This is a genomic window from Mycobacterium attenuatum (assembly GCF_900566085.1).
GTDB lineage: Bacteria > Actinomycetota > Actinomycetes > Mycobacteriales > Mycobacteriaceae > Mycobacterium > Mycobacterium attenuatum.
In genome coordinates this window covers 1-23,592 of record NZ_UPHT01000178.1, presented here as the reverse complement: position 1 = coordinate 23,592, position 23,592 = coordinate 1, and the positions used below count along the sequence as shown (strand labels likewise).

The window sequence follows — 23,592 nt, the reverse complement described above, 5'->3', positions numbered from 1 at the left end:
CATCTGGCTGCGTATGCCGGATCGATTGGTGTCCTCTCGTCGATCGCGGCGCTGGCTTCCTGGATGTGGCTGATCGCGGCGACGATGCTCGGTGACAACTGCCATGGCGATGATGCACGCGAAATTTGCACAGCCCACGGCCAGCACTGGGCACTGACCCTTCCGTTCATTGCACTCATCTGTTCCGTAGTGGCGGCGGTAATGCCTGTCGTCCTGATCGCGGCCTTTCGGTGGCGTGCGCAGTGGGTGTTGGTGGGGCTACCCCTTTCTATCGCGGCGTATTTCGTCGGACCATTGCTCGCGAATTGGGCACACTCAGCGGGCACCTTGTGATTCGGAGCCGGCCGGCCACCTCAACGGCCCGTGTGGTTCGTCGCTGTGAGGCCGGCCCACGGTCGCCGCGGCGGAACCTACGCGGCGCCTGGCCGCCGAGCTCTGAAGCCCCAGATTGTGCCGGCGCAACTTGTGAATACGCGATCATCCGACTCGCACTAGACTCATTGATCAACACGTCTCACTGCGGGGACAGCATTCGGAGGGTGAACATGGTTTGGTCTGTGCAACCAGAGGCAGTTTTGGCATCGGCGGGTGCCGAGTCGGCAATCAGCGCGGAAACCGAGGCGGCAGCCTCGACAGCTGCGCCGGCCCTGCTGGGGACGACGCCCATGGGTGGTGACCCTGACTCCGCGATGTTCTCGGCGGCGCTCAACGCTTGCGGAAGCGGCTACCTGGGTGTGGTAGCTGAGCACGCTGCCCAACGCGGGTTGTTCGCGGGGGCACAGGGGCTCGCCTCGGGCGTGTCCGTGAGCACCGAGGCGGAACGCGCCCTGGCAGCGGGTTTGGGCGGATAGGCGCGCATGCCCGATCCAGGATGGGCTGCGCGAACACCTGAGGCCAACGACCTGCTGCTCAAGGCGGGAACGGGAGTTGCCACGCATGTGGCCAACCAAGCGGCTTGGGCCGCTGTGGGCGCCAGCCACCACGCTTCGGGTATCGCGTCGGCGATCAACACCGCCGCGACCGCGGCTAGCTGGCTTGGTCTCGGCTCGGCGGCCTCGGCGCTTAACGTGACCATGCTCAATGCCTCCCTGCACGGTCTAGCCGGCTGGGTAGACGTCAAGCCGGCGGTGGTGTCGGCGGCTATCACGGCATTCGAGTCTGCCTACGGTGCCATGCGCCCTGCCCCCGAGTGCATGGAGAACCGCGACGAGTGGGGCTTTGACAACGGCATCAATCCCATTGTGTTGGGGGCGCTGACGCCGCGAATTGTGTCCTTGGATGTGGAGTATTTCGGCGTGATGTGGCCGAACAATTCGGCGGTCGGCGCGAGTTACGGTGCGATCCTGGCCGGGTTGACTGAAAGCCTGGCAATTCCGCCCCCGGTGGCGACCATGGGTGCCTCGCCGGCAGCGCCGGCCCAGGCGGCCTCGGCCGTCGGGCAGGCGGCTGCGGAAGCCGCGGCCGGTGACGGGATGCGGTCCGCCTACCAGGGCGTGCAAGCGGGGACGAGCGGCGCTGGTCAATCGACGTCGGCCGGCGAAAACTTCGGCAACCAAATCGGCACGTTCATGCAGCCGATCCAGTCAATGATGCAAGCGGTCCCCCAGGCCTTGCAGGCTCCCGCGGGGCTGATGCAAGCACCGATGAGCGCCATGCAGCCATTGCAGTCGATGATGGGCATGTTTGCCAATCCCGGCGCTCTCGGCATGGCCGGTGCGGCGCCAGGCGCCTCCGCGGCTTCGGCCGCCGCTGGGGCCGCCGCGACCGAGGCGTCGGTCGGAGCCGGCGGCGGGAGCGCCTCCCTCGGTAGCGCTGGTATGTCCGCGACCAGCTTCACTCGTCCGGTCAGTGCCTTCGAGTCCGGATCCAGCGGCCGGCCGGTGGGTCTGCGGCCCAGCGGGGCGTTAGGCGCCGAGGTGGTCCGTCCGCCGACGACGACCGCGATGAGCGGGGCTCCTATGGGAGGTATGCCGGTTGGTCATGCAGGTGGGGGTCATCGCGGATCCCACGGCAAGTCCGAGCAGCCAGCGACGGTGCGAGTCGTCGATTACCGGAGGTAAGCCCAGCACACAGGGTGAATCGACAGGTCGGCACAGCGGCCATAAACTTCGCGACATGCCCGATATTCAGGGCGAAACGGCTCACCGGAGAAGGAGAAAGTCCCGTGGCAGACAACACGATCCAGGTAACACCGCAGATGCTGCGCAGTACCGCCCACGATATTCAGGCGAACATGGAGCACGCCATGGCCATCGCACAGGGCTACCTGGCAAACCAGGAGAACGTGATGAACCCGGCGACCTGGTCAGGTGCGGGCGTGGTTGCTTCCCACGCGACCGCCAGCGAGATTACCAATGAGTTGAACAAGGTCCTGACGGGGGGCACGCGCCTCGCCGAAGGCCTCACGCAGGCCGCGGCCCTCATGGAGGGACACGAGGCCGACTCCCAAACCGCATTCCAGGCCCTGTTCGGCGGCGGGCACGGATCCTGACCTATCGCTACCCCTAGTCCACTCACCGCTTCGGAAGGAAAGTCAACGATGTCAGACCAGATCACTTATAACCCGGGAGCCGTTTCCGACTTCGCCACGGATGTTGGTTCGCGTGCCGGCCAGCTGCACGAGATTCACGAAGACACCGCGAACAAGACGAACGCGCTGCAGGAGTTTTTCGCGGGTCACGGTGCGCAGGGGTTCTTCGACGCTCAGGCGCAGATGCTGTCCGGGCTGCAGGGCCTCATCGAGACGGTGGGTCAGCACGGATCTACCACCAGCCACGTGCTGGACAACGCGCTCGGAACCGACCAGGCGATCGCAGGGTTGTTCTAGGCCCAGGTCCGTCGCAAGGGCGCCGGATGTGCCCGCGGACGTGGGTCCGGAGTGGGGTGGGGCAAACGCGCAAGGCTGCGCGTATGCCCCACCTTCTGTTTCTAGATAGAGGTGAAAACGGCATGCTGACAACGACGGTCGACGGCTTGTGGGCTTTGCAAGCGGTCACCGGGGTGGAACAGATATGCCCGGAGCTCGGATTGCGGCCGTTGTTGCCGCGGCTGGACACAGCCGAGCGCGCATTACGTCACCCGGTCGTCGCCGAGCTTCGAGCGGCGGGCGCTTTGGACCAAGCCGGCAACGTCGACCCGATGATCCGCGAATGGCTGACCGTGCTGTTGCGGCGCGACCTGGGGTTGTTGGTAACAATCGGGGTGCCCGGCCTGGAGCCGACACGCGCTGCGATCTGCCGATTCGCATGCTGGTGGGTGGTGTTGGAGCGCCACGGCGAGGCGGTGCGGCTTTACCCCGCCGGCATTGCCAACGACGAGACCACGGCCGGTGAGCTGGTTGTGGGTCAGGTCGAAAGGTTGTGCGGCGTAGCTGAAGTGGCCCGACTGCGACCGGTCACCGTGGATACCGAAGAACTGCTGGCGTCGGTGCGCGACGCTGCCAGCCTGCGATCCTTTCTGCTGAGCCAATATTTGGATGCCGACCAGCTGCAGGTCGTCACCATGGCCGCCGATCCCGCCCGTTCCGCGCAGGCGACCATCGTGGCGCTGCAGGCCGGAGTCGGTCCGGAAAAAACTGCGCGCACACTCATCGGCGATACCGCAGTAACCATCATCGATACCGCGGCCGGTCGTATCTGCGTGGAAACTGTGATGTCAGGACGGCGGCGCTATCAGGTACTGTCGCCCGGTTCGCGAAGTGACATCGGTGGTGCGGTGCAGCGTCTCATCCGGCGCTTGCCCGCCGGTGATGAGTGGTACTCCTACCGACGTGTGGTCTAAATTACATTGGCCGCGAATATTAACGTTTACGCAGCTAAGGGTCCACTGTACGAGGCAAACGTGGAATCACGAATTATGTTAGCATCGCCGTCGTGACGAGCCCTTGGAATGACCCGAATATGTCAGACGAAGGTGCGTTCGGCCGGGGGGATCCGTCGGCGCGACGCAACTTTCGCGATTCGGTATCCGACACAATGCGCATTACCGATCTGGCCGCCCCGCGAAAGATTCCGCCGGGCTCAGGCTGGCGCAAATTCATCTACACCGCGTCATTTCAAAATATTAACCCCGGCGAATCGCCTCGTGAACGTCATTATCGCGATTTACAGGCCCGTATCCGTCGTCATATTCGTCGCCAATATGTCATCACGGTTGTCTCCGGCAAGGGCGGGGTAGGGGTGACGACGATGGCTGCCTGCATCGGCGGCGTCTTCCGTGAATGCCGGCCGGATAACGTGATCGCTATCGACGCGGTGCCCGGCTTCGGCACCCTGGCGGACCGTATCGACGAGTCTCCGCCGGGCGATTACTCGGCCATCATCAACGACACCGACGTCCAAGGTTATGCGGACATTCGCGAATACCTCGGGCAAAACACGGTGGGCCTTGATGTGCTGGCCGGAAATCGGACATCGGACCAGCCCAGACCGCTGGTCCCGGCAATGTTCTCCGGTGTGCTATCCCGGCTCCGGCGAACCCACACCGTGATCATTGTCGACACCTCCGCCGACTTGGAGCACGAAGTGATGAAACCGGTGCTGCAGAATACCGACACCCTGGTATTCGTCTCCGGGATCACGGCGGACCGCTCCCGGCCGGTGTTGCGGGCGGTGGATTACCTGCGGTCGCAGGGGTATCACGAACTGGTTTCGCACAGCACCGTCATCATCAATCACACCGATGCCGTCACTGACAAGGACGCGCTGGCCTACTTGACCGAACGGTTTACCAAGGTCGGTGCGATCGTAGAGGAAATGCCGTTCGACCCGCATCTGGCTAAAGGCGGAATCATCGATACGGTCCACGAGTTAAAGAAGAAGTCGCGGCTGCGGCTATTTGAAATTACCGCGGGACTCGCCGACAAGTACGTACCCGATGCCGAGCGGGCAGTGCCGTGACAACCCCGCACAAGGTCGCTTTCCCGGCCCGGTGTGCAGTCAATATTTGCTACGACAAGCATCTGTCTTCCCAGGTGTTTCCGGCCGGAATTCCGGTGGAGGGATTCTTCGAGGGAATGGTCGAGCTGTTCGACGCCGACCTGAAGCGAAAAGGGCTTGACGGGGTCGCGCTGCCGGCGGGCAGTTACGAGCTACAGAAGATCAACGGGGTCCGGCTGGATATCAACAAGAGCCTCGACGAGCTTGGAGTGCAAGACGGTGACACCCTGGTCCTGGTGCCGCGGGTCGCCGGAGAGGCCTTCGAGCCGCAGTACGAGTCGCTGTCGACGGGACTGGCGGCCATGGGCAAATGGCTGGGCCGTGACGGTGGCGACCGGATGTTCGCGCCGGTTACCCCGCTGACTGCCGCGCATACGGCCATCGCGATCATCGCCATGACGGTGGCGGTGGTAGTGGTCCTAGCCTTGCGGACCCGCACCTTTACCGACAGCCTGATGCCGGCCGCGGTGGCGGCCGGAGTTGGTGTTCTGTTGCTGGTCGGGGCTTCGGTGGTGTGGTGGGGCTGGCGGGAACGACGCGACCTGTTCAGTGGCTTCGGGTGGCTGGCGGTGGTATCACTGGCCGTCGGCGCTGCCTGTGCGCCACCGGGCAAACTCGGTGCGCCGCACGGGCTGATCGGCTTCATTGTGGTGCTGCTGGGTGCGGTCGCGATCGGCGTGGTGACTCGCAAACGGTGGCAGACCGCGGTGGTCACCGGTGTCGTGACCGTGTGCGGGATCTTGGCCGCAGTTGCCCTCATCCGCATGTTTCAGCCGGCGACGGTGCAAGTGCTGGCGATCTGGGTGCTGGTCGGCCTGCTTGTTCTGGTCCGCATGACTCCCACTATCTCGCTATGGGTGGCACGGGTACGCCCACCGCACTTCGGATCGATCACGGGCCGGGACCTGTTCGCGCGCCGCGAGGGCATGCCGGTCGACACGGTCTCGCCGGTCAGCGAGGCCGACACGGAGGACGAGGACAACGAGCTCACCGACATCTCCGCCCGTGGCGCAGCTATCGCCGCATCCGCGCGGCTGGTCAATGCGGTGCAGGTAGGTGTGTGCGTCGGGGTGTCGGTCGTACTGCCCGTCGCGGTGTGGGGGGTATTGACGCCGGGGGGTCCGTGGGCCTGGTTGGCATTAATGGTCGCCGCTCTGGCAGTGGGGATCGTCATCACCCAAGGCCGCGGATTCGCCGCGAAATACCAAGCGGTCGCGCTGGTGTGCGGGGCGTCCGCCGCAGTGTGTGCGGGGGTTGTGAAATACGCCCTTGCTGCACCGCGGGATGTCCAGGCCGGCCTTTTGTGGCCCGTGGTGGCAGTCGTCGTTTTTGCCGCATCGGGTTTGGCGGCAGCGCTTTTGGTGCCGGCGGTGCGGTTCAGACCGCTCATCCGGTTGACCGTGGAATGGCTGGAAGTGCTGGCCATGATCGTGTTCTTGCCGGCGGCCGCAGCTCTGGGGGGACTGTTCGCATGGCTTCGCCACTAGCACGCGGGTGCTTGCGCGCCGCGGCGGCCAGCGTGGCAGTCGCTTTGGTCGCCCTGACCACCAATGTCACTGCCGCGCAGGCTATCCCACCACCATCGGTGGATCCCGCCCTGGTGCCTCCGGACGGATCGCCGCGACCGGAGCAACCGATGCGCCGCTCCAACAGCTGCTCCGCTCCGATCACCGTGAAGAACCCCGATGTGGCGCAGCTGGCGCCGGGTTTCAACCTGCTCAACATCAGCAAGGCCTGGCAGTACAGCACCGGCAACGGCGTGCCGGTGGCCGTCATCGACACCGGGGTCACCCCCAACCCGCGATTGCCGGTCGTGCCCGGTGGCGACTACATCATGAGCGAAGACGGGCTATCCGATTGTGACGCGCACGGCACGGTGGTGAGCTCGATCATCGGAGCTGCGCCGCAAGGGATTGTGCCGATGCCACGGCCTATGCCGGCCACTCCGGCGTTCCCGCCGCCGGCCGCCCCGCCGCCGTCCATCGGAGCGCCGCCGCCGCCCGTGGAGGTGCCGCCTCCGGTGTTGCCACCCCCGCCGCCGACACCGGTGACGATCACCCAAACCGTTCCGCCGCCACCGCCACCACCTGAGGAAGCGGGCGCGATGGCGCCGTCCAATGGACCGCCGGATCCGCAGACCGAGGACGAACCGGCAGTACCGCCGCTCCCGCCGGGCGCGCCGGACGGGGTGGTGGGTGTTGCCCCCCACGCAACCATCATCTCGATTCGCCAGTCCTCGCGTGCCTTCGAGCCGGTCAACCCGCCACCAGCGGATCCCCACTCTGACGAGCGTGTCAAGGCGGGCACGCTCAATACGGTTGCGCGCGCAGTGGTGCACGCGGCGAACATGGGCGCCAAAGTGATCAACATTTCGGTGACCTCCTGTCTACCGGCGGTAGCCCCCGCTGACCAGCGCGCACTGGGTGCGGCACTGTGGTACGCGGCCACCGTCAAGGACGCGGTGATCGTCGCCGCGGCCGGCAACGACGGCGAAGCCGGCTGCGACAACAACCCGATGTATGACCCACTGGACCCGTCGGATCCGCGGGACTGGCATCAGGTCAAGGTGATCTCCTCACCGTCTTGGTTCGCCGACTATGTGCTGTCCGTGGGCGCCGTCGACGGCAGCGGCGCACCCCTGGACAAGAGCATGTCCGGACCCTGGGTGGGCGTGGCCGCGCCCGGGACCCACATCATGGGTCTCTCGCCGCAAGGTGGCGGACCGGTCAACGCGTATCCGCCGTCGAGGCCGGGCGAGAAAAACATGCCGTTTTGGGGCACCAGCTTTTCGGCGGCATACGTCAGCGGTGTCGCCGCGTTGGTCCGGGCAAAATTCCCTGAGCTCAGTGCGCATCAGGTGATCAACCGGATCGTCCAGTCGGCGCACAACCCGCCCGCGGGAGTCGACAACCGCGTGGGCTATGGACTGGTCGATCCGGTCGCGGCTCTGACGTTCAATATCCCTGCCGGCGACCGGTTGGCGCCGGGTTCCCGGAGCCGCGTGATCATCCCCGCGCCGCCGCCTCCGCCACCCGATCACCGGGCCCGCAATATTGCTATCGGATTTGTCGGTGCGGTTGCTGCCGGTGTGCTGGTGGCGGCGATCGCGGCCCGGCTGCGGAGGGCGCGATGAGGTCTAGGCTGACCGGGTTCACCTCGGTCAGCACTCGACGCGTTGTCGGCGTCTGGGTGGTATTCCTGTTCGCGGTGGTGGGCTGGGCCGTCGGCGGCTACCTCGGAGCGGCGGTCGCTCTGCTGGTTGGTGTCGGGCTGGTTTTCGTCCGGTGGTGGGGCCAGCCGGCGTGGTCGTGGGCGGTGCTGCGGCTGCATGGCCGGCGCCCCATCAACTGGGATGCTCCAATTACCGTGGCCAACAACCGATCCGGAGGCGGCGTCCGGGTGCAAGGCGGCACCGCGGTGGTGGCGGTGCAACTGCTCGGCAGAGCACACCGGGCAACCACGGTGACCGGCTCGGTGACGGTCGAAACCGACAATGTCCTCGACATCTCCGAGCTGCTACCGATGTTGCGCCATCCGCTGGGCCTGGAACTCGATTCACTCAGCGTCATGGCGCTCGGATCGCGGACCGGCACCGTCGGCGACTACCCGCGGGTGTACGACTCGGAGATCGGCACCCCGCCCTACGCGGGCAGGCGCGAAACATGGCTGATCATGCGGTTGCCGATCATCGCCAACGCGCAGGCGTTGCAGTGGCGCAACAGCGTTGGGGTGGCGGCAATTTCGGTTGCCCAGCGCATCGCCAGCTCGCTGCGCTGCCAAGGCCTGCGGGCCCGGGTGGCGACCGCGACGGACCTGGTCGAGCTGGATCGGCGGCTAGGCTCGGACGCGATAGCCGGAAACGCGCAGCGGTGGAAGGCCATCCGCGGAGAATTGGGCTGGATGACCACATACGCTTACCCGCCCGCGGCGATTTCGTCGCAGATCCTTGCCCAGGCATGGACCCTGCGCGCCGATGAGGTCATCCAAAACGTGACGGTATATCCGGATGCAACGTGCACCGCGACCATCACCGTGCGTACCCCCACGCCGGCGCCCACCCCGCCCAGCGTGATCTTGCGCCGCCTCAACGGAGAACAGGCCGCAGCCGCGGCGGCCAACATGTGCGGGCCGCGTCCATACCTGCGCGGTCTGCGGCGCAGCCCGCTGCCGGCGCAACTGGCCACCGAAATTGGGCCATCGGGCGTATTGGTGGGCAAATTGCCCAATGGCGACCGGCTGATGATTCCGGTCACCGATGCCGGTGAGCTGTCACGGGTGTTCGTGGCAGCCGACGATGCCATTGCCAAGCGGATCGTCATCCGCACTGTCGGCGCTGGCGAGCGGGTCTGTGTGCACACCCGCCATCAAGAGCGTTGGGCCAGCGTACGGATGCCCGAGGTCAGCATTGTCAGCACCCCGCGCCCCGCGCCCCGCACCACGGTCAGCGTCGTGGAGTATGTGGGACGGCGGAAAAGGGGCGGCGACAACGTAATTGAGGGCGGCCTTGATATCGGGGACGTCGCGATTGCGCCCACGCCGCGGCCGGCCAACGTCATCACCGTCGCGCCCTCCGGTACCGCCCTTCCCGAGGGGCTCAGGCACGGGTTTGAGGTGACCATCGAGCAGGTCGACCGTACGATGGTGAAAGTCAGTGCAGCGGGGCATGATTGGCTGGTAGAGATGGAGATGTTCCGCGCCGAGAACCGCTACGTCAGTCTTGAGCCGGTCACGATGTCTGTCGCCACGTAGGGACTCGATCGACGTTGAGGCACAGTGTAATGAGCGCACCCAGCACAAGCGGCGACGCCGTCGAGGCTGCCTGCAGCCATGATGACTCCGGCCGCGCTGTCGAGGATGGTGGATGCAATGGGTGATTTGCAAACCGCGCGTAGACATTTCGATCTGGCTATGACGGTCATGGCTCGCCAAGGCGTTAAGGCCGCCTTGGCCGAGTTCGTCGCGGCCACCGATGCCGACCCGTCGATGGCTGACGCCTGGCTGGGTCGGATCGCCTGCGGCGACGGTGAACTGGCATCGCTCAAACAGCTCTACGCCAACAGCGAGTGGCTGCACCGCGAGACCACGCGGATCGGCCGGACGCTATCCGCTGACATCCAGCTGGGCCCTTACGTCGGTATCACGGTGACCGACGCATCGCAGGTAGGGCTGGCGCTGTCCTCGGCGCTGACAATTGCGGGGGAGTACGCCGAGGCGGAGACGCTGTTGGCTAACCGCGACCTGTTGGATTCGTGGCGTAGTTATCAGTGGCATCAGTTGGCCAAGGCTTTCCTGATGTTTGTCACGCAGCGTTGGCCCGATGTGTTGTTGACCGCCGCCGAAGACTTACCGCCGCAGGCGATCGTCATGTCGGCGGTAACCGCCTCGATTTGCGCGCTGGCCGCTCACGCCGCAGCGCATCTAGGGCAGGGCCGCGTTGCCCTGGATTGGCTGGACCGCGTCGACGTGATCGGGCACAACAAGTCGTCTGGCCGCTTCGATGCCCATGTGCTGACCGCTTCGATCGGCCCGGCCGACATTCCGTTGCTGGTGGCTGATCTGGCGTACGTGCGCGGGATGGTGTATCGCCAGCTGCGCGAAGAGGACAAGGCTCAGATCTGGCTGTCGAAGGCAACGATCAACGGAGTGTTGACCGAGCAGGCCAAGGAAGCTTTGGCAGACCCCAATCTTCGGCTGGTGGTGACCGACGAGCAAACCATCGCCAGCCGCACCGACAAGTGGGATCCCGCCACGGCCAAAAGCCGTGACCAACTCGACGACGACGACGCGGTCGAGCGGCGGGCCGAGCTATTGGCCGAGGGCCGCGAGCTGCTGGCCAGACAAGTCGGTCTGGCCGCGGTCAAGCAGGCGGTAGCCGCACTTGAGGATCAGCTCGAGGTGCGCATGATGCGGCTCGAACATGGCCTGCCCGTCGAGGGTCAGACCAACCATATGTTGCTGGTCGGGCCCCCGGGCACCGGTAAGACCACCACCGCCGAAGCCCTGGGCAAGATTTACGCCGGCATGGGAATCGTGCGGCACCCCGAAATCCGGGAGGTCCGCCGCTCGGACTTCTGCGGGCACTACATCGGCGAGTCCGGCCCGAAAACCAACGAGCTAATCGAAAAATCAATGGGCAGAATCATTTTCATGGATGAGTTCTACTCCCTGGTGGAACGCCACCAGGACGGCACACCGGACATGATCGGCATGGAGGCAGTCAACCAACTCTTGGTCGCCTTGGAAGCCCACCGTTTCGACTTCTGCTTCATCGGGGCCGGCTATGAGGACCAGGTGGACGAATTCCTTTCTGTCAACCCGGGTTTGGCCGGCCGGTTCAACCGCAAACTGCGCTTTGAGTCTTATTCGCCGGCCGAGATCGTTGAAATCGGCCAACGGTACGCCACGCCCCGCGCCAGCATGCTCGACGACGGCGCGCGCGAGACGTTTCTGAATGCGGCTACCACCATCCGCAACTACACCACTCCCGGTGGCCGGCACGGTATCGACGCGATGCAAAACGGCCGGTTCGCCCGCAACGTCATCGAACGCGCCGAAGGGTTCCGTGATACCCGAGTGGTCGCCCAAAAGCGGGCCGGCCAACCGGTGTCGGTCGAGGATCTGCAGGTCATCACCGCCGCCGATCTTCAGGCCGCGGTGCGCAGCGTGTGTTCGGACAACCGCGACATGTCCGCCATCGTCTGGTAGCAAACCGTGACCCGGCCCCGGCGGGAAAACCGTTGTTTACGCGGCCGTTACGTCTAAAATGCACGCAGACCTGACACGCAGATGCCAGGTCGGCAACGCGGCTCAATGAACGGAGTGATTCCGGGGTGCACCGGATCTTGCTGACGGCGGTGGTGCTGGCGTTGCTCAACGCGCCGCCCGCGTTGGCAATCAATCCGCCGTCGATCGATCCCGGTGCGGTGCCACCCGACGTGACGGGTCCCGACCAGCCCACCGAGCAGCGCGTCCTGTGCTCGAGTCCGACCACCTTGCCGGATTCGAGCTTTCACGATCCACCGTGGAGCAACACCTATCTCGGCGTTTCGGAGGCGCATAGGTTCGCAACCGGGGCCGGGGTGACGGTAGCCGTGATCGACACCGGTGTCGACGCCTCGCCACGGGTACCCGCGGAACCGGGTGGGGACTTCGTCGACCAGGCCGGTGACGGCCTGTCCGACTGTGACGCGCACGGCACGCTGACCGCCTCCATCATCGCGGGGCGGCCCGCGCCTACCGACGGGTTCGTCGGAGTCGCGCCCGACGCCCGGCTGCTTTCGTTGCGTCAGACGTCGGAGGCGTTCGAACCGGTTGGCAGCCAACCCAATCCCAACGACCCCAACGCCACCCCGGCGGCCGGGTCCATCCGCAGCCTGGCCCGTGCGGTCGTGCATGCGGCCAATCTGGGCGCCGGTGTGATCAACATCAGTGAAGCCGCTTGTTACAAGGTGACCCGCCCCATCGATGAGCTCAGTCTGGGCGCGGCCATCAATTACGCGGTTAACGTCAAGAATGTCGTGGTGGTCGTCGCGGCCGGGAACACCGGTGGCGACTGCGCGCAGAACCCGCTGCCGGACGCGTCGATACCCGGCGACCCGCGTGGCTGGAACAAGGTGCAGACAGTCGTCACCCCCGCCTGGTATGCACCCCTGGTGCTGACCGTGGGCGGTATCGGTGAAAGCGGCGTGCCCAGCTCCTTCTCCATGCATGGACCGTGGGTGGCGGTGGCGGCTCCGGCGGAGAACATCGTCGCCCTCGGGGACCACGGTGAGCCGGTGAACGCCCTGCCGGGGCGGGAAGGCCCCGTCCCGATCGCGGGGACCTCGTTTGCCGCGGCCTACGTTTCGGGTCTGGCTGCGCTGGTGCGCCAGCGGTTCCCGGAGCTGACGCCGGTGCAGGTGATGAACCGGATCACCGCAACTGCGCGACATCCGGGTGGCGGGGTCGACAACCTCGTCGGCGCCGGCGTGATCAATTCGGTTGCGGCGTTGACGTGGGACATCCCACCCGGGCCCGCGTCGGTACCGTTCAACGTCCGGCGACTTCCGCCTCCGGTGGTGGAGCCGGGCCCCGATCGTCGGCCGATCACCATCGTGGCGCTGTCGGTTCTGGGCCTGACGCTGGCGCTGGGACTGGGCGGGCTGAGCGCGCGGGCGCTGAGGCGCCGATGAGGAATCCATTCAGTCCGATACGGCTGCGGTTCAGTACCGGCCACACGTTGGTCGTCGCGGTGCTGGGCCCGCCCTGCATCATGCTGTTCCTGCACACGCGCTATTGGTGGGCGGGCATCGCCATAACGGCGGTGGCCGCCATCGTGGCCGTGGTTACCTTCTTCGGGCGGCGGGTGACCGGCTGGGTGGCGACGGTCTTTGCCTGGCTGCGCCGGCGTCGCAAACCCCCGGACATTCCCTCCGAGCCGGTCGTCGGCGCCACCGTCAAGCCCGGTGACCACGTCGCGGTGCGGTGGCGGCGCGAGTGCCTGATCGCGGTCATCGAACTCAAGCCGCGGCCGTTCACCCCGACGGTGATCGTCGACGGGCAAGCCCACACCGACGACGTTCTGGACACCCGGCTGTTGGAGGAGTTGCTGTCGGTGCACTGCCCCGACTTGGAGGCAGACGTGGTGTCGGCCGGCTACCGTGTCGGCCACACCGCCGCGCCGGATGTGGTGAACCTCTACCAGCAGGTGCTCGGCGCCGACCCGGCTCCGGCGAATCGCCGGACGTGGATCATGTTGCGCGCCAACCCCGAACGTACCCGCAAGTCGGCGCAGCGGCGTGACGCCGGAGTCGCCGGGTTGGCCCGTTATCTAGTGGCCTCGGCCACTCGCATCGCCGACAGCCTGGCCAGCAATGGTGTCGATGCGGTGTGCGGACGCAGCTTCGACGATTACGACCATGCCATCGACATCGGCTTTGTCCGGGAGAAGTGGTCGATGATCAAAGGCCACGACGCCTACACCGCGGCCTACACCGCACCGGGCGGCCCGGACTTGTGGTGGTCGGCGCGCGCCGACCACACCATCACCAGGGTCCGCATCGCTCCCGGGATGTCGCCGCAGTCCACGGTGCTACTGACCACGGTGGGCAAGCCCAAGACGCCGCGCGGGTTCTCCCGCCTTTACGGTGGCCAACGCCCCGCCCTGCAGGGGCAGAACCTGGTGCCCAACCATCACTGCCAGCTGCCGATTGGGTCCGCGGGTGTGCTGGTCGGCCAGACCGTGAACCGGTATCCGGTCTACATGCCGTTCGACGACGTAGACGTGAGCATCAGCCTGGCTGACGCGCAAACCTTCACGCAGTTCGCCGTGCGCTCGGCCGCTGCCGGCGGCATCGTGACCGTCGGACCGCGCTTCGAGCAATTTGCCCGGCTGATCGGGGCGCAGGTCGGCTCGGACGCCAAGGTGGCGTGGCCGAACGCGACAACCTATCTAGGTCCGCATTCCGGCGTCGACAAAGTGATCCTGCGGCACAACCTCATCAGCACTCCACGCCATCGGGAATTGCCGATCCGGCGGGTTTCCCCTCCAGAAGAGAGTCGCTATCAGATGGCGCTGCGCAGGTAGAGCCCAGGAGGGCGGAAAGGGTGAGCGCCGAAAATTTTTGGTGCAGGAACCCGCCGATTCAGCGACGATAATGGCTGTAGCACTAAGGAGGATGATCCGAGATGAGCCAGCCGCAGACCGTGACGGTGGATCAGGACGAAATTCTGAAGCGGGCCACCGAGGTGGAAGCTCCGATGGCGGTTGCGCCCGATGACGTTCCTGACGCACCCTGCGGGCTCACGGCCGCCATCGATGCCGCCCGCCAACTTGCGGTGTCCGCCGACAACATGCGGCTTTATCTGCAGGCCGGCACGAGGGAACGGCAACGGCTGGCGACGTCTCTGCGCAACGCGGCCAGGGCTTACGGCGAAGTCGACGAGGAGTCTCAGACCGCGCTGGATACCGACGGGAACGCGACGGTGGAGGCCCAATCCGCCGGCGGCGCAGGCGGGGACAGCTCCGCGGAGCTGCAGGAGACCCCGAAAGTGGCGGCGGCCGGCGATGCGGATTTCACCGATCTCAAGACTGCGGCAACCAAACTCGAAAGCGGGGACCAAGGCGCGACGTTGGTCAACTTTGGGCAAGCGTGGAACAATTTCAACTTGGCACTGCAAGGCGACATCGCGCGCTTCCGGGTCTTCGAGAACTGGGAGGGTGATGCAGCCACGGCTTGTGAAGCCTCTATGGATCAGCAAAAGGAGTGGGTACTCCACATGGCTAAATTGAGCGCTGCGCTAGCCAAGCAGGCTCAATACATCGTCCAGCTGCAAGTGTGGGCCCGCCGGTCGCATCCTTCATTGGCCGACATCACCAAGCTCGAGGAGTTGTCGAAGGACCCGGCCTACAAGGACCAGGCCATTAAGCTTTATGCGGAGTACCAGTCGAAGTCTGAGCAGGTGCTCAGCGAGTACAACACGAAGGCGGATCTGGAACCGGTGAACCCGCCGAAGCCGCCGGCTGCCATCAAGATCGACCCGCCGCCGCCTGCCCAGCCGCAGGGTCTGATTCCGAACTTCTTGATGCCGCCCGGCGACGGTTCCGGCAGTACCCCCATGACCGGGATGCCGATGGCGCCGATGAGCCCGGGCGCCGGCGCGGGTGGTGGCATGCCGGCCGGAGCCAGCGCAGAACTGGCGTCCGCAACTCACCAGGCGGCCGCCAACATGCCGAAAGACCTGGGCATAAAGCCGATGTCGCTGGGCGGCGGTGGCGGCGGCGGCATGGGCGGGGCACCACTGGGCGAGCCGGCGGGCCTGGCGGGCACCGACTCGGTGCGGCCAGCTGCCGCCGGTGACATCGCCGGCGCTGCTCAGGGCAAGACCGCCGCAGGCAGCGGGATGGGCGGAGGCGGCATGGGTATGCCGATGGGGGCACACGGCCAGGGCCAGGGCAGCTCCAAATCCAAGGGTGCCCAGCAAGACGACGAGGCGCTCTACACCGAGGACCGGGCTTGGACCGAGGCCGTCATCGGTAACCGTCGTCGTCAAGACAGCAAGGAGTCGAAGTGACCAGCATGGAAATGGACCCGCATGTCGCCCAGACATTAGCGCTGGCGGCTCGGTTTCAAACAGCTATCGATGGAACGCTCAATCAGATGAACACCGGGTCCTTCCGGGGCACTGACGAGACCGAGACCGTCGAGGTGACGATCAACGGACACCAATGGCTCACCGGTGTTCGCATCCAGGAGGGTCTGCTCAAGCAAGTAGGCGCCGAGATCGTCGGCGCGCGGGTCAACGAGGCGCTGACGAATGCGCAGTCCGCAGCGACGGCCTACAACGACGCGGCGGGCGAGCAATTGATCGCCGCCCTGTCCGCGTTGTCCGACACGATGAACAAAGGGCTGATCTAGCAGTTCTGATCGCGGAACGCCGGCGACAGCGACGATCATGACGCTGCCGCCGGCATCCGGTTGGAGCCGTTCAGCCGAATTCCGATGCCGTCTAGCGCCACGGTCCGATCGCGGTTCGAGCGATGCGGCTGCGCCATGCCTAGTTCGCCCAAGCCTGGTGGGCAGGCCGAGTCGGCGGCCGTTCCCGTCCCCAAATTGCCGCATCTAGCTGGTCTTAACCTCGGTTAGGCTTGTTAACCATGACGTCCGGTACCGCTCATCGGCCGACGCCGCGCCGCGGCGGTGCAGCAGGCGCGCCGGGCCAACGATCCACTGCGAGAACCTGCCCGGCAGGTCTGGTCGCTGCGGCCTGGCGGCTGTTGGGAGGAGAGTAGGCGATGGGCATTCCGAGGCCGACAGGACAGTATGCCGGGCAGATGCTCGAGCCCAGCGGGTGGCCGGAAGCCGATGAGGACACCTTCTACGACAGGGCGCAGCAATACAACCGGGTCTTACATCAGTTCACCGACGTGATGGACGCCTGCCGCCACCAGCAGGTCGAGGTCTTCGACGGCGGGGTGTGGACCGGTGGCGCGGCCAATGCCGCCAACGGCGCGCTGGGAGCAAACCTCAACCAAATGAGCACGCTGCAGGATTACCTCGTGACGGTGATCACCTGGCACCGCCATATCGCCGGGTTGATTGCCCAGGCAAAGGCGGATATCGGCAACAACGTGGACGGTGCGCAACGCGAAATAGTCGCCTTGGAGAACGACCGCGAAATGGACGCCGAGGCGCGTAAAGCCGCGATCGAGTCACTGGTGCGTGCCACCCACAGCGCCAACGCCAGCCTGGTGTCGGAAGCCGCCGAGCAGGTGTTGGCGTCCAAGAACTGGAAACCGCCGCACAACGCACTTCAGGATCTGCTGCACCAGGTGACGCCGCCCACCCCCGAGGTGCCGTCCTTGGTCGTACCGACTCCGGGTCAGCCTTCTCCCGCGCCGCCGGCTCCGAAGCCCTTCGAACCGACGCCGGTCAACCCGCACAAGCCGGTTACCCCCGGCACCCCGGTGACCCCCGTCAACCCCAGGCCGGCTCCACCGGTCACGCCGGGCAAACCGGTTACCCCGGGCGTACCGGTTACTCCGGTGACCCCCAGACCGGTCACGCCGGTCACGCCCGGCAAACCGGTGACGCCCATCCCGCCGGTGACTCCGGGCAAGCCGGCCAAGCCGGTCACTCCGGTCAACCCGGTCAAGCCGAAGCCCGACCAGCCGGCCAAGCCGGTCACTCCGGTCAACCCGGCCAAGCCGAAGCCCGACCAGCCGGCCGCCCCGGTCACACCGGTCACTCCCACCCCGGCACCGGCGCCGTCCCCGACCCCGTCGACTCCAGTCTCACCGACGCCGACGCCGGCGCCGGCGCCGGCGCCGGCGCCAGCGCCGTCCCCGAGCCCACAACCGGCTCCCGTCGGCCCGTCTCCATCGCCGAACCAGCCGTCGATGCCGACCGATCCCGGGACCCCATCGACGCCGCATTCCCCATCAACCGAGCCCACTCACGTGAAGCCGGCAGCGGCGACGGACGCACCGTCAGTGCCGTCTGCGCAACCGGCGGCTCCGTCGGGACCGTCGCACGGCGACGATGGGTCCTCGTCACAACCGATGTCGCCCGCAGCTGCGGGCGGAATGCCGGCGGCCGCTCGCGGAATGTCCAGCGGGGCAGTTGCCCCCGCGGCGTCAGCCGGGGCCGGCCCCAGCGCCGGGCAAAGCGCGGCATCCACCGCGGGCTCGCGTGCTGCCACTGGACGGGCGCCGCTAGGACCAGCCGGTAGGGCGCCGGCAGCAGTGACTCCCCGTGCCGCGTCGGCGCGCATCGCGCCTCCGGCCCGGCCTGCGCCGCCGCCGGAGCCGCCCGAGAAGGAAAAGCGGGGGTCGGAAGACGACATCACGGCATTGCCGTCGGTGCCGGTTTCGGCGGCGCGGGCGGCACGCGATGCCATTGCCGCGGCGTCCGGTGCCCGCCGCGGCAAGCCCGACCCGCTGCGGCTGGCTCGCCGCATCGCGGCCGCCCTCAATGCACCCGACGTCCGCGACGAGGGAGATTACGGATTCTTCTGGGTCACCGCGGTGACCACCGACGGCGAAATTGTGGTGGCCAACAGCTATGGACTGGCCTACATACCTGATCACGTGCACTTGCCCGCGAACGTCTTCATGGCCAGTGCTGACCACGCGATGCCGGCTGACGAAGTGGCCAGGTCAGCTACCTACCCGATAATGGCCGTGCAAGGATGGGCCGCGTTTCACGACCTGAAGCTGCGGGCGGTGATCGGAACCGCGGAGCAACTGGCCAACTCCGATCCCGGTGCGGCCAAGATCATCCTGGAAGCGGACGACATCCCGGATAGCGGCAAGATGACCGGACGTCCCCGCCTGGAGGTGGTTGATCCGTCGGCGGCGGCCCAGCTGGCAGAAACTCAAGACCTGAAGCTGCTTGAGCTGTTGCCACCGGCGCCGGCCGATGCCAACCCGCCGGACGATGAGCGGCATATGCGGTGGTTCGAACTGATGAAGCCGATGACCAGTACCGCGACCGGTCGAGAGGTGGCCCACCTGCGGGCGTTTCGCGCCTACGCCGGGCATTGCCAGGAGATCGCGCTGCACCAGGCATACGCGGCGGTCGACGCGGAGGCTCAGCGTCCCGCGGTCGAGGACTGGCTGTACTGGCGATACGTCACCGGTTTGCTCGACAATGCCCTGACCGCGGCATCCTGACGCTGTTGATCCTTGCCGCAACGGCTCCCGGGTCGGGTGCTTCAGTAGCTCGCGGCTGCTCGAGCCAGGACAAGCGACGGCGAGGTCGACGCGAGCGACGACAACGTTCGCCGGGACGTCGCAATGACTGGACCAACCAGTCGTAGGACATGCGCGCCGCAGCGCGCGGCTGAGGCTTAGCTTTAGACCGGCGCTGCGACCGAGCCCGACGACGCGCTGCCGCCGGTTGCGGCGTGGACGGGAGCGCTGACCAATGTGGCCGCGCCGGCGGCGGCACCGTCGTCGCCCGCCGTTTGATCCTCGTTGTCCCCGTCCTTCTTGGTGTCATCAACGAGCTGACCCTGCTGCTCAGGCTTCGTGTCGGAGGCGAGCTGAGCGGGCGTTGCACCGGCGCCCTGCGAGCCCGCTTGTTGCGCCGACTGGCTGATGGTCTGGGCAATCGGCGATGCCTGCTGCGCCATCTGACCGGCTTGTGGGGCCAGCTGCACTACCTGGGGCACCGTTGCTGCGACGCGTGGCGCCAGCTCGTCGGCCTTAGCGCTTACCGCCTGACTGACCTGTGACACCGCGTCTGCGGGCGCACCCATCAGGTTGGCGGCGGGAGCCGCAAGCGATTGGGCGGATTGCCCGGCCAGGCTCGCCGCGGCACCGGCCACACCGCCGGTTGCAAGCGATTGCGCGGTCTGCCCGGTGCGGCTGGCCGCTGCACCCGCGGCACCGCCGCTTCCGGGCGTCTGACCGTCGGAGCTGAACTGGTACTGCGTCAAAGCGTTGCCGAGCGACTGATCAGCCTTGGCATAGATGTCAGCGGCGGTGGACATGCTGGTTGCCGTCCGCTTGAGTGCGGCATTGACGCCGGGCAACCCGTCGGAAACCAATGATTCGATGCCCGGCATTGTCGCGTTGATTGCACCCGAAACCGGATCGGATCCGGTCGCCGCGATTGGTGCCGGAAGCGTCGGAAAAACGAGGTCGACGAGTTTACTTCCGGCGACAATCAGGCGGGCGGGATCGACGGCCAATGGTTCAGCCATCACAAAAACCCTTCTGTAGGTTACCCATCGAGCAAATTTTACCCGACATCACAGAACTCCAATTGCGCCAATTTCGGCTTCTACCGCTGCCCGGCATAATGGCGCACGCGCAGCTCAGAAGCGGATATTCCGGACCATGTCGTAGACACTGGTGATCCACAGCAGCAGTGGAACGATTGATGCGACCATCGCGCCGTCGATCAATTCCAGAATCCGCTTCATCACCGGCGAGACGCGACGAACCTGAGCGGTCGCTCCCACCACGATCAAAGTCACCACGGCGGTGGCGAGGTAAATGCTCAGCATCAGCCAGGCGTAGTGCGAGTACCACAGGCTGAGCCTGACCGCCAGGCCCGTCGGGATGGCGACGGCTGCCGCCAGCATTGCCCACGCGCACCACCGGTCCGCGTACAGCCTCGACCGGAAACCACAGATCACCGTGATCAGACCCGCCACCACGAGGCTGTGCACGAAGAAGTGCCCGTGCACCACCACCGCGATCGAGCCGGCGGCAAGGACCAGGGTCCCCGCCGTGACGTAACCGATGAGTAGCTGCTTGGCCAGTTTGCTGCGCTCGGTAAGACGTGCCGCAGACGCCGGCGCCGAGGCGATGATGGCTTGCCAGGTCGGCGTTTCTTCGTTGGTGGCGTCCTGCGCGGTGACGGGATCGAGCAGCTCCTCGTTGTCCACGGTCTCGCCCGGAACGGGGATTGGCGGTAGGGCGATCCGCGCGACGGCGACGGTCAGTTTGGCCGCGTTCGTGACGATGAACAGCCCGAATGCGATGGCGCCCGCGGGCACCCAGTGCCCGTAGCCGTAGCCGAATGCGAGGGCGGCGGCTATGGTCGCGATCGAGGTGATCACGACGAACGACGCCAATTCATGGCGCCGTCGGGGACCGCCGCGGGTCATCAGTGTCAGGAAGAGCACGGCCGTGGCGGCAGCCGCGAGGTGCGGCGCCCCCAACGAGTGCGCGCCGCGTGGCAGCGGAACCGCAATCGCCGCCGCGGCGATGAGCGGTGGGTAGGCCGTAAGAAGCAGGCTCTCGCAGAGGTCCGAATTCTGGTAGAAGCGTTTTGCGACGTAGCCGCCCACCAGTACCGCAACACCGATGATGGCTATCGCCAGCGGCCAGAACCAGCTGCGTCCGGTTGCCCACCACGCCCGTACGGCGACGGCGGTCACCGGCAGGGTCAGCACCGGTATGGCGATGCAAACGAAACGATTCAGCGCCGAGCGGTCGAACTCCGGCGACTCGTCAAGCACCGCGATTGCGTCGATGACGTCTTCGACAAGAGGGCGATACCGCTCGGTACGGCTCACGGTTACCAGGGTGAGCAATGAGCCGTCGACCACTCCGGCTTCGTCAAGCGATTGGTCCAGTCGCAGCGGCGGGAACCCGGGCCGGGCAAAGGCCCACACGCCCTGCTCAGAAAAGTCGAAGCCGGCTAAGACGTCGGCTGGGGTGTCCTCCAACAGATCGGCCAGCACCGCGACGGTGTCGTCGATATAGGTTTCTATGGGCGCCGCCGCGGGCAGCACCAAGTCGGTCATCCGTTTGCCGGTCAGGATGGTCACCCGGGTGGTCGCGGGTTTGGGCGGAGTGGTCCCCGCGCCGGCCGCGGGGGCGGCAACGGCAGGTGCGCTCATCGGCGTCCAGCCCTTTCAAAATCGTCGGATAGAGCTGCTGCTAGCTCGAGGATTCGCCGCTGATAGCCCGGACCGAGCTGATCGAGGTGAATTTCGCCGCCGGTGGCGATGTGTTTGTCCCAGGGCAGGACCACCACCCGGCCGGGTTGGAGCTGCTGTTCGAACTGCCGGACCACATGCTTTTCCGCAACGTTGGTCTCCCCGACACTGACGTGGTCGACCACCACGCAGGCGCGGTCCAGCAGGTCCTGATACCCGTTGTGGCGCAACCATTCCAGGGCAATCGCAGCCTGGCGGGCGCTGTCGATCGAGACGTTGGTCACGACCACGATGGCCGAGGAAGTTTCCAGGACGCTGCGGGTCACCGGATCGAAGAGCCCGGCTCCGCAGTCGGCGACGACCAGGTTGTAGAACTTCGATACTTTGTCCACCGCGGCCCGCATGTCCTCGCCGCTGAGCCCGCGGCGGCCGGTGGTGTATTCCTGAGCCGGCAGTATTTCAAGGTTGGCAGCGTTCACGCTGGTGTGCGCGCGGATGTCGTTGTAGTGCGACAACTCCGGGTCGGTCACCAGATCCGCGATCGATGACGGCGACGAACGGCCCGCGCGCTCGGCGAGGTTGCCGCAGCCCGGATCCGCATCGAGCACCAGGATCCGGTCCCCCCGCACCTGCGCCAGCGTTGTACCCAGCGTGACTGTCGTAGTGGTCTTGCCGGCGCCGCCCTTCAGGCCCAGCACCGCGATCTGATATGAGCCGCGGGGTCTCCTGCTGACCCGGTTACGCAGTTCCAGTTCGTATTTCTCGTCGGGCGACAGTCCGACGTTGATTCGAGTGACCGCGTGCACCCAACGCCGCCAACCCCGTGTAGGCACGGGTTTCGCGGGCTTCCCACTGCGACCACCATCGACGGCCGCCAGCTCGTGCGAGGGCCGAGGCGTAGCCGGCGCGTGCGGGCGTTGATCCGGAGCGGTCGGGTACGGGGGTCGAGCGCGCACCGGGCCCGGGGGTTGAGCCCGGGTGGGCACTAGCCCCGATGTAGGCAGTGTGGCCTCCAGGTGGTCACGATCAGCGGCCCGATCGGCGCGGCGTCGGGCGCGACGGGGGCCGGTGGATTCAGGGAGGGCTTCGGTTGCAGGGGCTGCTGTCGGGACAGGTGCGGCTTCCGGCGCACGATCAACGTTCGAGTGGCTTTGCGGTAACCACGTGAATGGGGATCCCGGTCCGATTCCGGACTCCGGTGCCGTCTCTTCCGTCGAAGGATGCTGCGAAATTGCAGCACCAGTTGCCGACGACATCTCGTCGTCGTCCGGGTCGAGCCGGTAGCGGTGGCCGCGGCGGGCGTGTCGTGAATGCCTAGGGGCGTCGGACTGCGGTGGCAGGGGGGGCGGCGTGGGTTGCTGTCGCTCGCCGATTGGCACTTTGCGAGTAGATGTTTCGGTTGCCTGCGGCCGGGTCGGCGCGGTAGCGGGTTGCGGTGGCTTCGGGGGAACCGCAAACGGTTCGGTGGAGGGCCCCGACGGTTGCGCTGCCGCAAAGGGGGACCGCGTCGGCCAAGGCGTGGCCGAGGGCGGTGGGATTGGACCGCGCGGAGGTTCGGATCGTGGTGGTGTCGGCGGTGGGGGTGGCCCGCCCGTCGGCACGGGCGCGACTGGTGGCTTGGGCGGAGAAGCGGCCGCAGGCGGTGCGGCCGAGGCCGGCTTAGCGGCCGGTGGTGAGGACACCGGTGTGCCCGGTGCTTCGGCGGACGCGTGCGGTCGTACCGACGGGGGAACCGGCGGTTCGGGAGGCGCCGGTTCCCCCGTCGGTACGACCGCACGCG

19 protein-coding genes are annotated in these 23,592 nt (G+C 66.4%); 16 read left to right on the top strand and 3 right to left on the bottom strand.

Annotated elements, in window-relative coordinates; translation table 11 throughout:
- Positions 1-63: 63 nt before the first annotated feature.
- From EET13_RS28575 to EET13_RS30705, 16 genes are all read left to right on the top strand, one after another.
- Positions 64-333 (top strand): hypothetical protein, encoded by a 270-nt coding sequence (locus EET13_RS28575; protein ID WP_244604167.1) that lies wholly within the window; start codon positions 64-66, stop codon positions 331-333.
- A 212-nt stretch (positions 334-545) separates the two neighbouring features.
- Positions 546-851 carry a PE domain-containing protein gene (locus tag EET13_RS28570; RefSeq protein ID WP_122445416.1) on the top strand — a complete coding sequence of 102 codons (306 nt, stop codon included), beginning with the start codon at positions 546-548 and terminating at the stop codon, positions 849-851.
- A gap of 6 nt (positions 852-857) precedes the next feature.
- Positions 858-2,060, top strand: a complete 1,203-nt coding sequence (locus EET13_RS28565) for a PPE family protein (RefSeq protein ID WP_122445405.1) — start codon at positions 858-860, stop codon at positions 2,058-2,060.
- A 104-nt stretch (positions 2,061-2,164) separates the two neighbouring features.
- A complete protein-coding gene (locus tag EET13_RS28560) occupies positions 2,165-2,491 on the top strand; it encodes a WXG100 family type VII secretion target (protein ID WP_122445404.1) in 327 nt (108 codons plus the stop codon).
- A 48-nt stretch (positions 2,492-2,539) separates the two neighbouring features.
- A complete protein-coding gene (locus tag EET13_RS28555; protein ID WP_122445403.1) occupies positions 2,540-2,827 on the top strand; it encodes a WXG100 family type VII secretion target in 288 nt (95 codons plus the stop codon).
- A 122-nt stretch (positions 2,828-2,949) separates the two neighbouring features.
- A complete protein-coding gene (locus tag EET13_RS28550) occupies positions 2,950-3,780 on the top strand; it encodes an ESX secretion-associated protein EspG (protein ID WP_122445402.1) in 831 nt (276 codons plus the stop codon).
- A gap of 92 nt (positions 3,781-3,872) precedes the next feature.
- Positions 3,873-4,898, top strand: coding sequence for a MinD/ParA family ATP-binding protein (locus EET13_RS28545; RefSeq protein ID WP_122445401.1), 1,026 nt, complete (start codon positions 3,873-3,875; stop codon positions 4,896-4,898).
- Positions 4,895-6,424 carry a type VII secretion integral membrane protein EccD gene (gene eccD / locus EET13_RS28540; protein ID WP_122445400.1) on the top strand — a complete coding sequence of 510 codons (1,530 nt, stop codon included), beginning with the start codon at positions 4,895-4,897 and terminating at the stop codon, positions 6,422-6,424. Before EET13_RS28545 ends, eccD (EET13_RS28540) begins: the two co-directional genes overlap by 4 nt.
- Complete coding sequence (gene mycP / locus EET13_RS28535; protein ID WP_122445399.1) at positions 6,409-8,070, top strand: type VII secretion-associated serine protease mycosin; 1,662 nt, start codon at positions 6,409-6,411, stop codon at positions 8,068-8,070. Before eccD (EET13_RS28540) ends, mycP (EET13_RS28535) begins: the two co-directional genes overlap by 16 nt.
- The gene (gene eccE / locus EET13_RS28530) at positions 8,067-9,686 is read left to right on the top strand and encodes a type VII secretion protein EccE (protein ID WP_122445398.1); all 1,620 of its coding nucleotides are present in this window, start codon (positions 8,067-8,069) and stop codon (positions 9,684-9,686) included. The genes mycP (EET13_RS28535) and eccE (EET13_RS28530) overlap by 4 nt, the downstream gene beginning before the upstream one ends.
- A gap of 96 nt (positions 9,687-9,782) precedes the next feature.
- Positions 9,783-11,642, top strand: a complete 1,860-nt coding sequence (gene eccA, locus EET13_RS28525; RefSeq protein WP_122445415.1) for a type VII secretion AAA-ATPase EccA — start codon at positions 9,783-9,785, stop codon at positions 11,640-11,642.
- A gap of 125 nt (positions 11,643-11,767) precedes the next feature.
- On the top strand, positions 11,768-13,108 hold the full coding sequence (gene mycP / locus EET13_RS28520; protein WP_122445397.1) for a type VII secretion-associated serine protease mycosin: 1,341 nt from the start codon (positions 11,768-11,770) through the stop codon (positions 13,106-13,108).
- Positions 13,105-14,502, top strand: coding sequence for a type VII secretion protein EccE (gene eccE / locus EET13_RS28515; RefSeq protein WP_122445396.1), 1,398 nt, complete (start codon positions 13,105-13,107; stop codon positions 14,500-14,502). The genes mycP (EET13_RS28520) and eccE (EET13_RS28515) overlap by 4 nt, the downstream gene beginning before the upstream one ends.
- Before the next feature lie 101 nt (positions 14,503-14,603).
- Positions 14,604-15,989: an EspB family ESX-1 secretion system-associated protein gene (espB, locus tag EET13_RS28510; RefSeq protein WP_122445395.1), complete on the top strand. Its 1,386-nt coding sequence runs from the start codon at positions 14,604-14,606 to the stop codon at positions 15,987-15,989.
- 5 nt (positions 15,990-15,994) lie between these two features.
- Positions 15,995-16,333, top strand: a complete 339-nt coding sequence (locus EET13_RS28505) for a YbaB/EbfC family nucleoid-associated protein (RefSeq protein WP_425293741.1) — start codon at positions 15,995-15,997, stop codon at positions 16,331-16,333.
- A gap of 377 nt (positions 16,334-16,710) precedes the next feature.
- Positions 16,711-19,089 carry a secretion protein EspK gene (locus EET13_RS30705; RefSeq protein WP_122445393.1) on the top strand — a complete coding sequence of 793 codons (2,379 nt, stop codon included), beginning with the start codon at positions 16,711-16,713 and terminating at the stop codon, positions 19,087-19,089.
- Between the two features lie 182 nt (positions 19,090-19,271).
- Here EET13_RS30705 and EET13_RS28495 read toward each other — a convergent pair whose 3' ends face one another.
- The 3 genes from EET13_RS28495 to EET13_RS33050 all read right to left on the bottom strand — a co-directional run.
- On the bottom strand, positions 19,272-20,123 hold the full coding sequence (locus tag EET13_RS28495; RefSeq protein WP_122445392.1) for a hypothetical protein: 852 nt from the start codon (positions 20,121-20,123) through the stop codon (positions 19,272-19,274).
- Between the two features lie 114 nt (positions 20,124-20,237).
- Positions 20,238-21,773: a type VII secretion integral membrane protein EccD gene (gene eccD / locus EET13_RS28490; protein WP_122445391.1), complete on the bottom strand. Its 1,536-nt coding sequence runs from the start codon at positions 21,771-21,773 to the stop codon at positions 20,238-20,240.
- The coding region (locus EET13_RS33050; RefSeq protein WP_211189156.1) for a MinD/ParA family ATP-binding protein at positions 21,770-23,592 on the bottom strand (1,823 nt) is incomplete at its 5' end. The genes eccD (EET13_RS28490) and EET13_RS33050, both read right to left, overlap by 4 nt.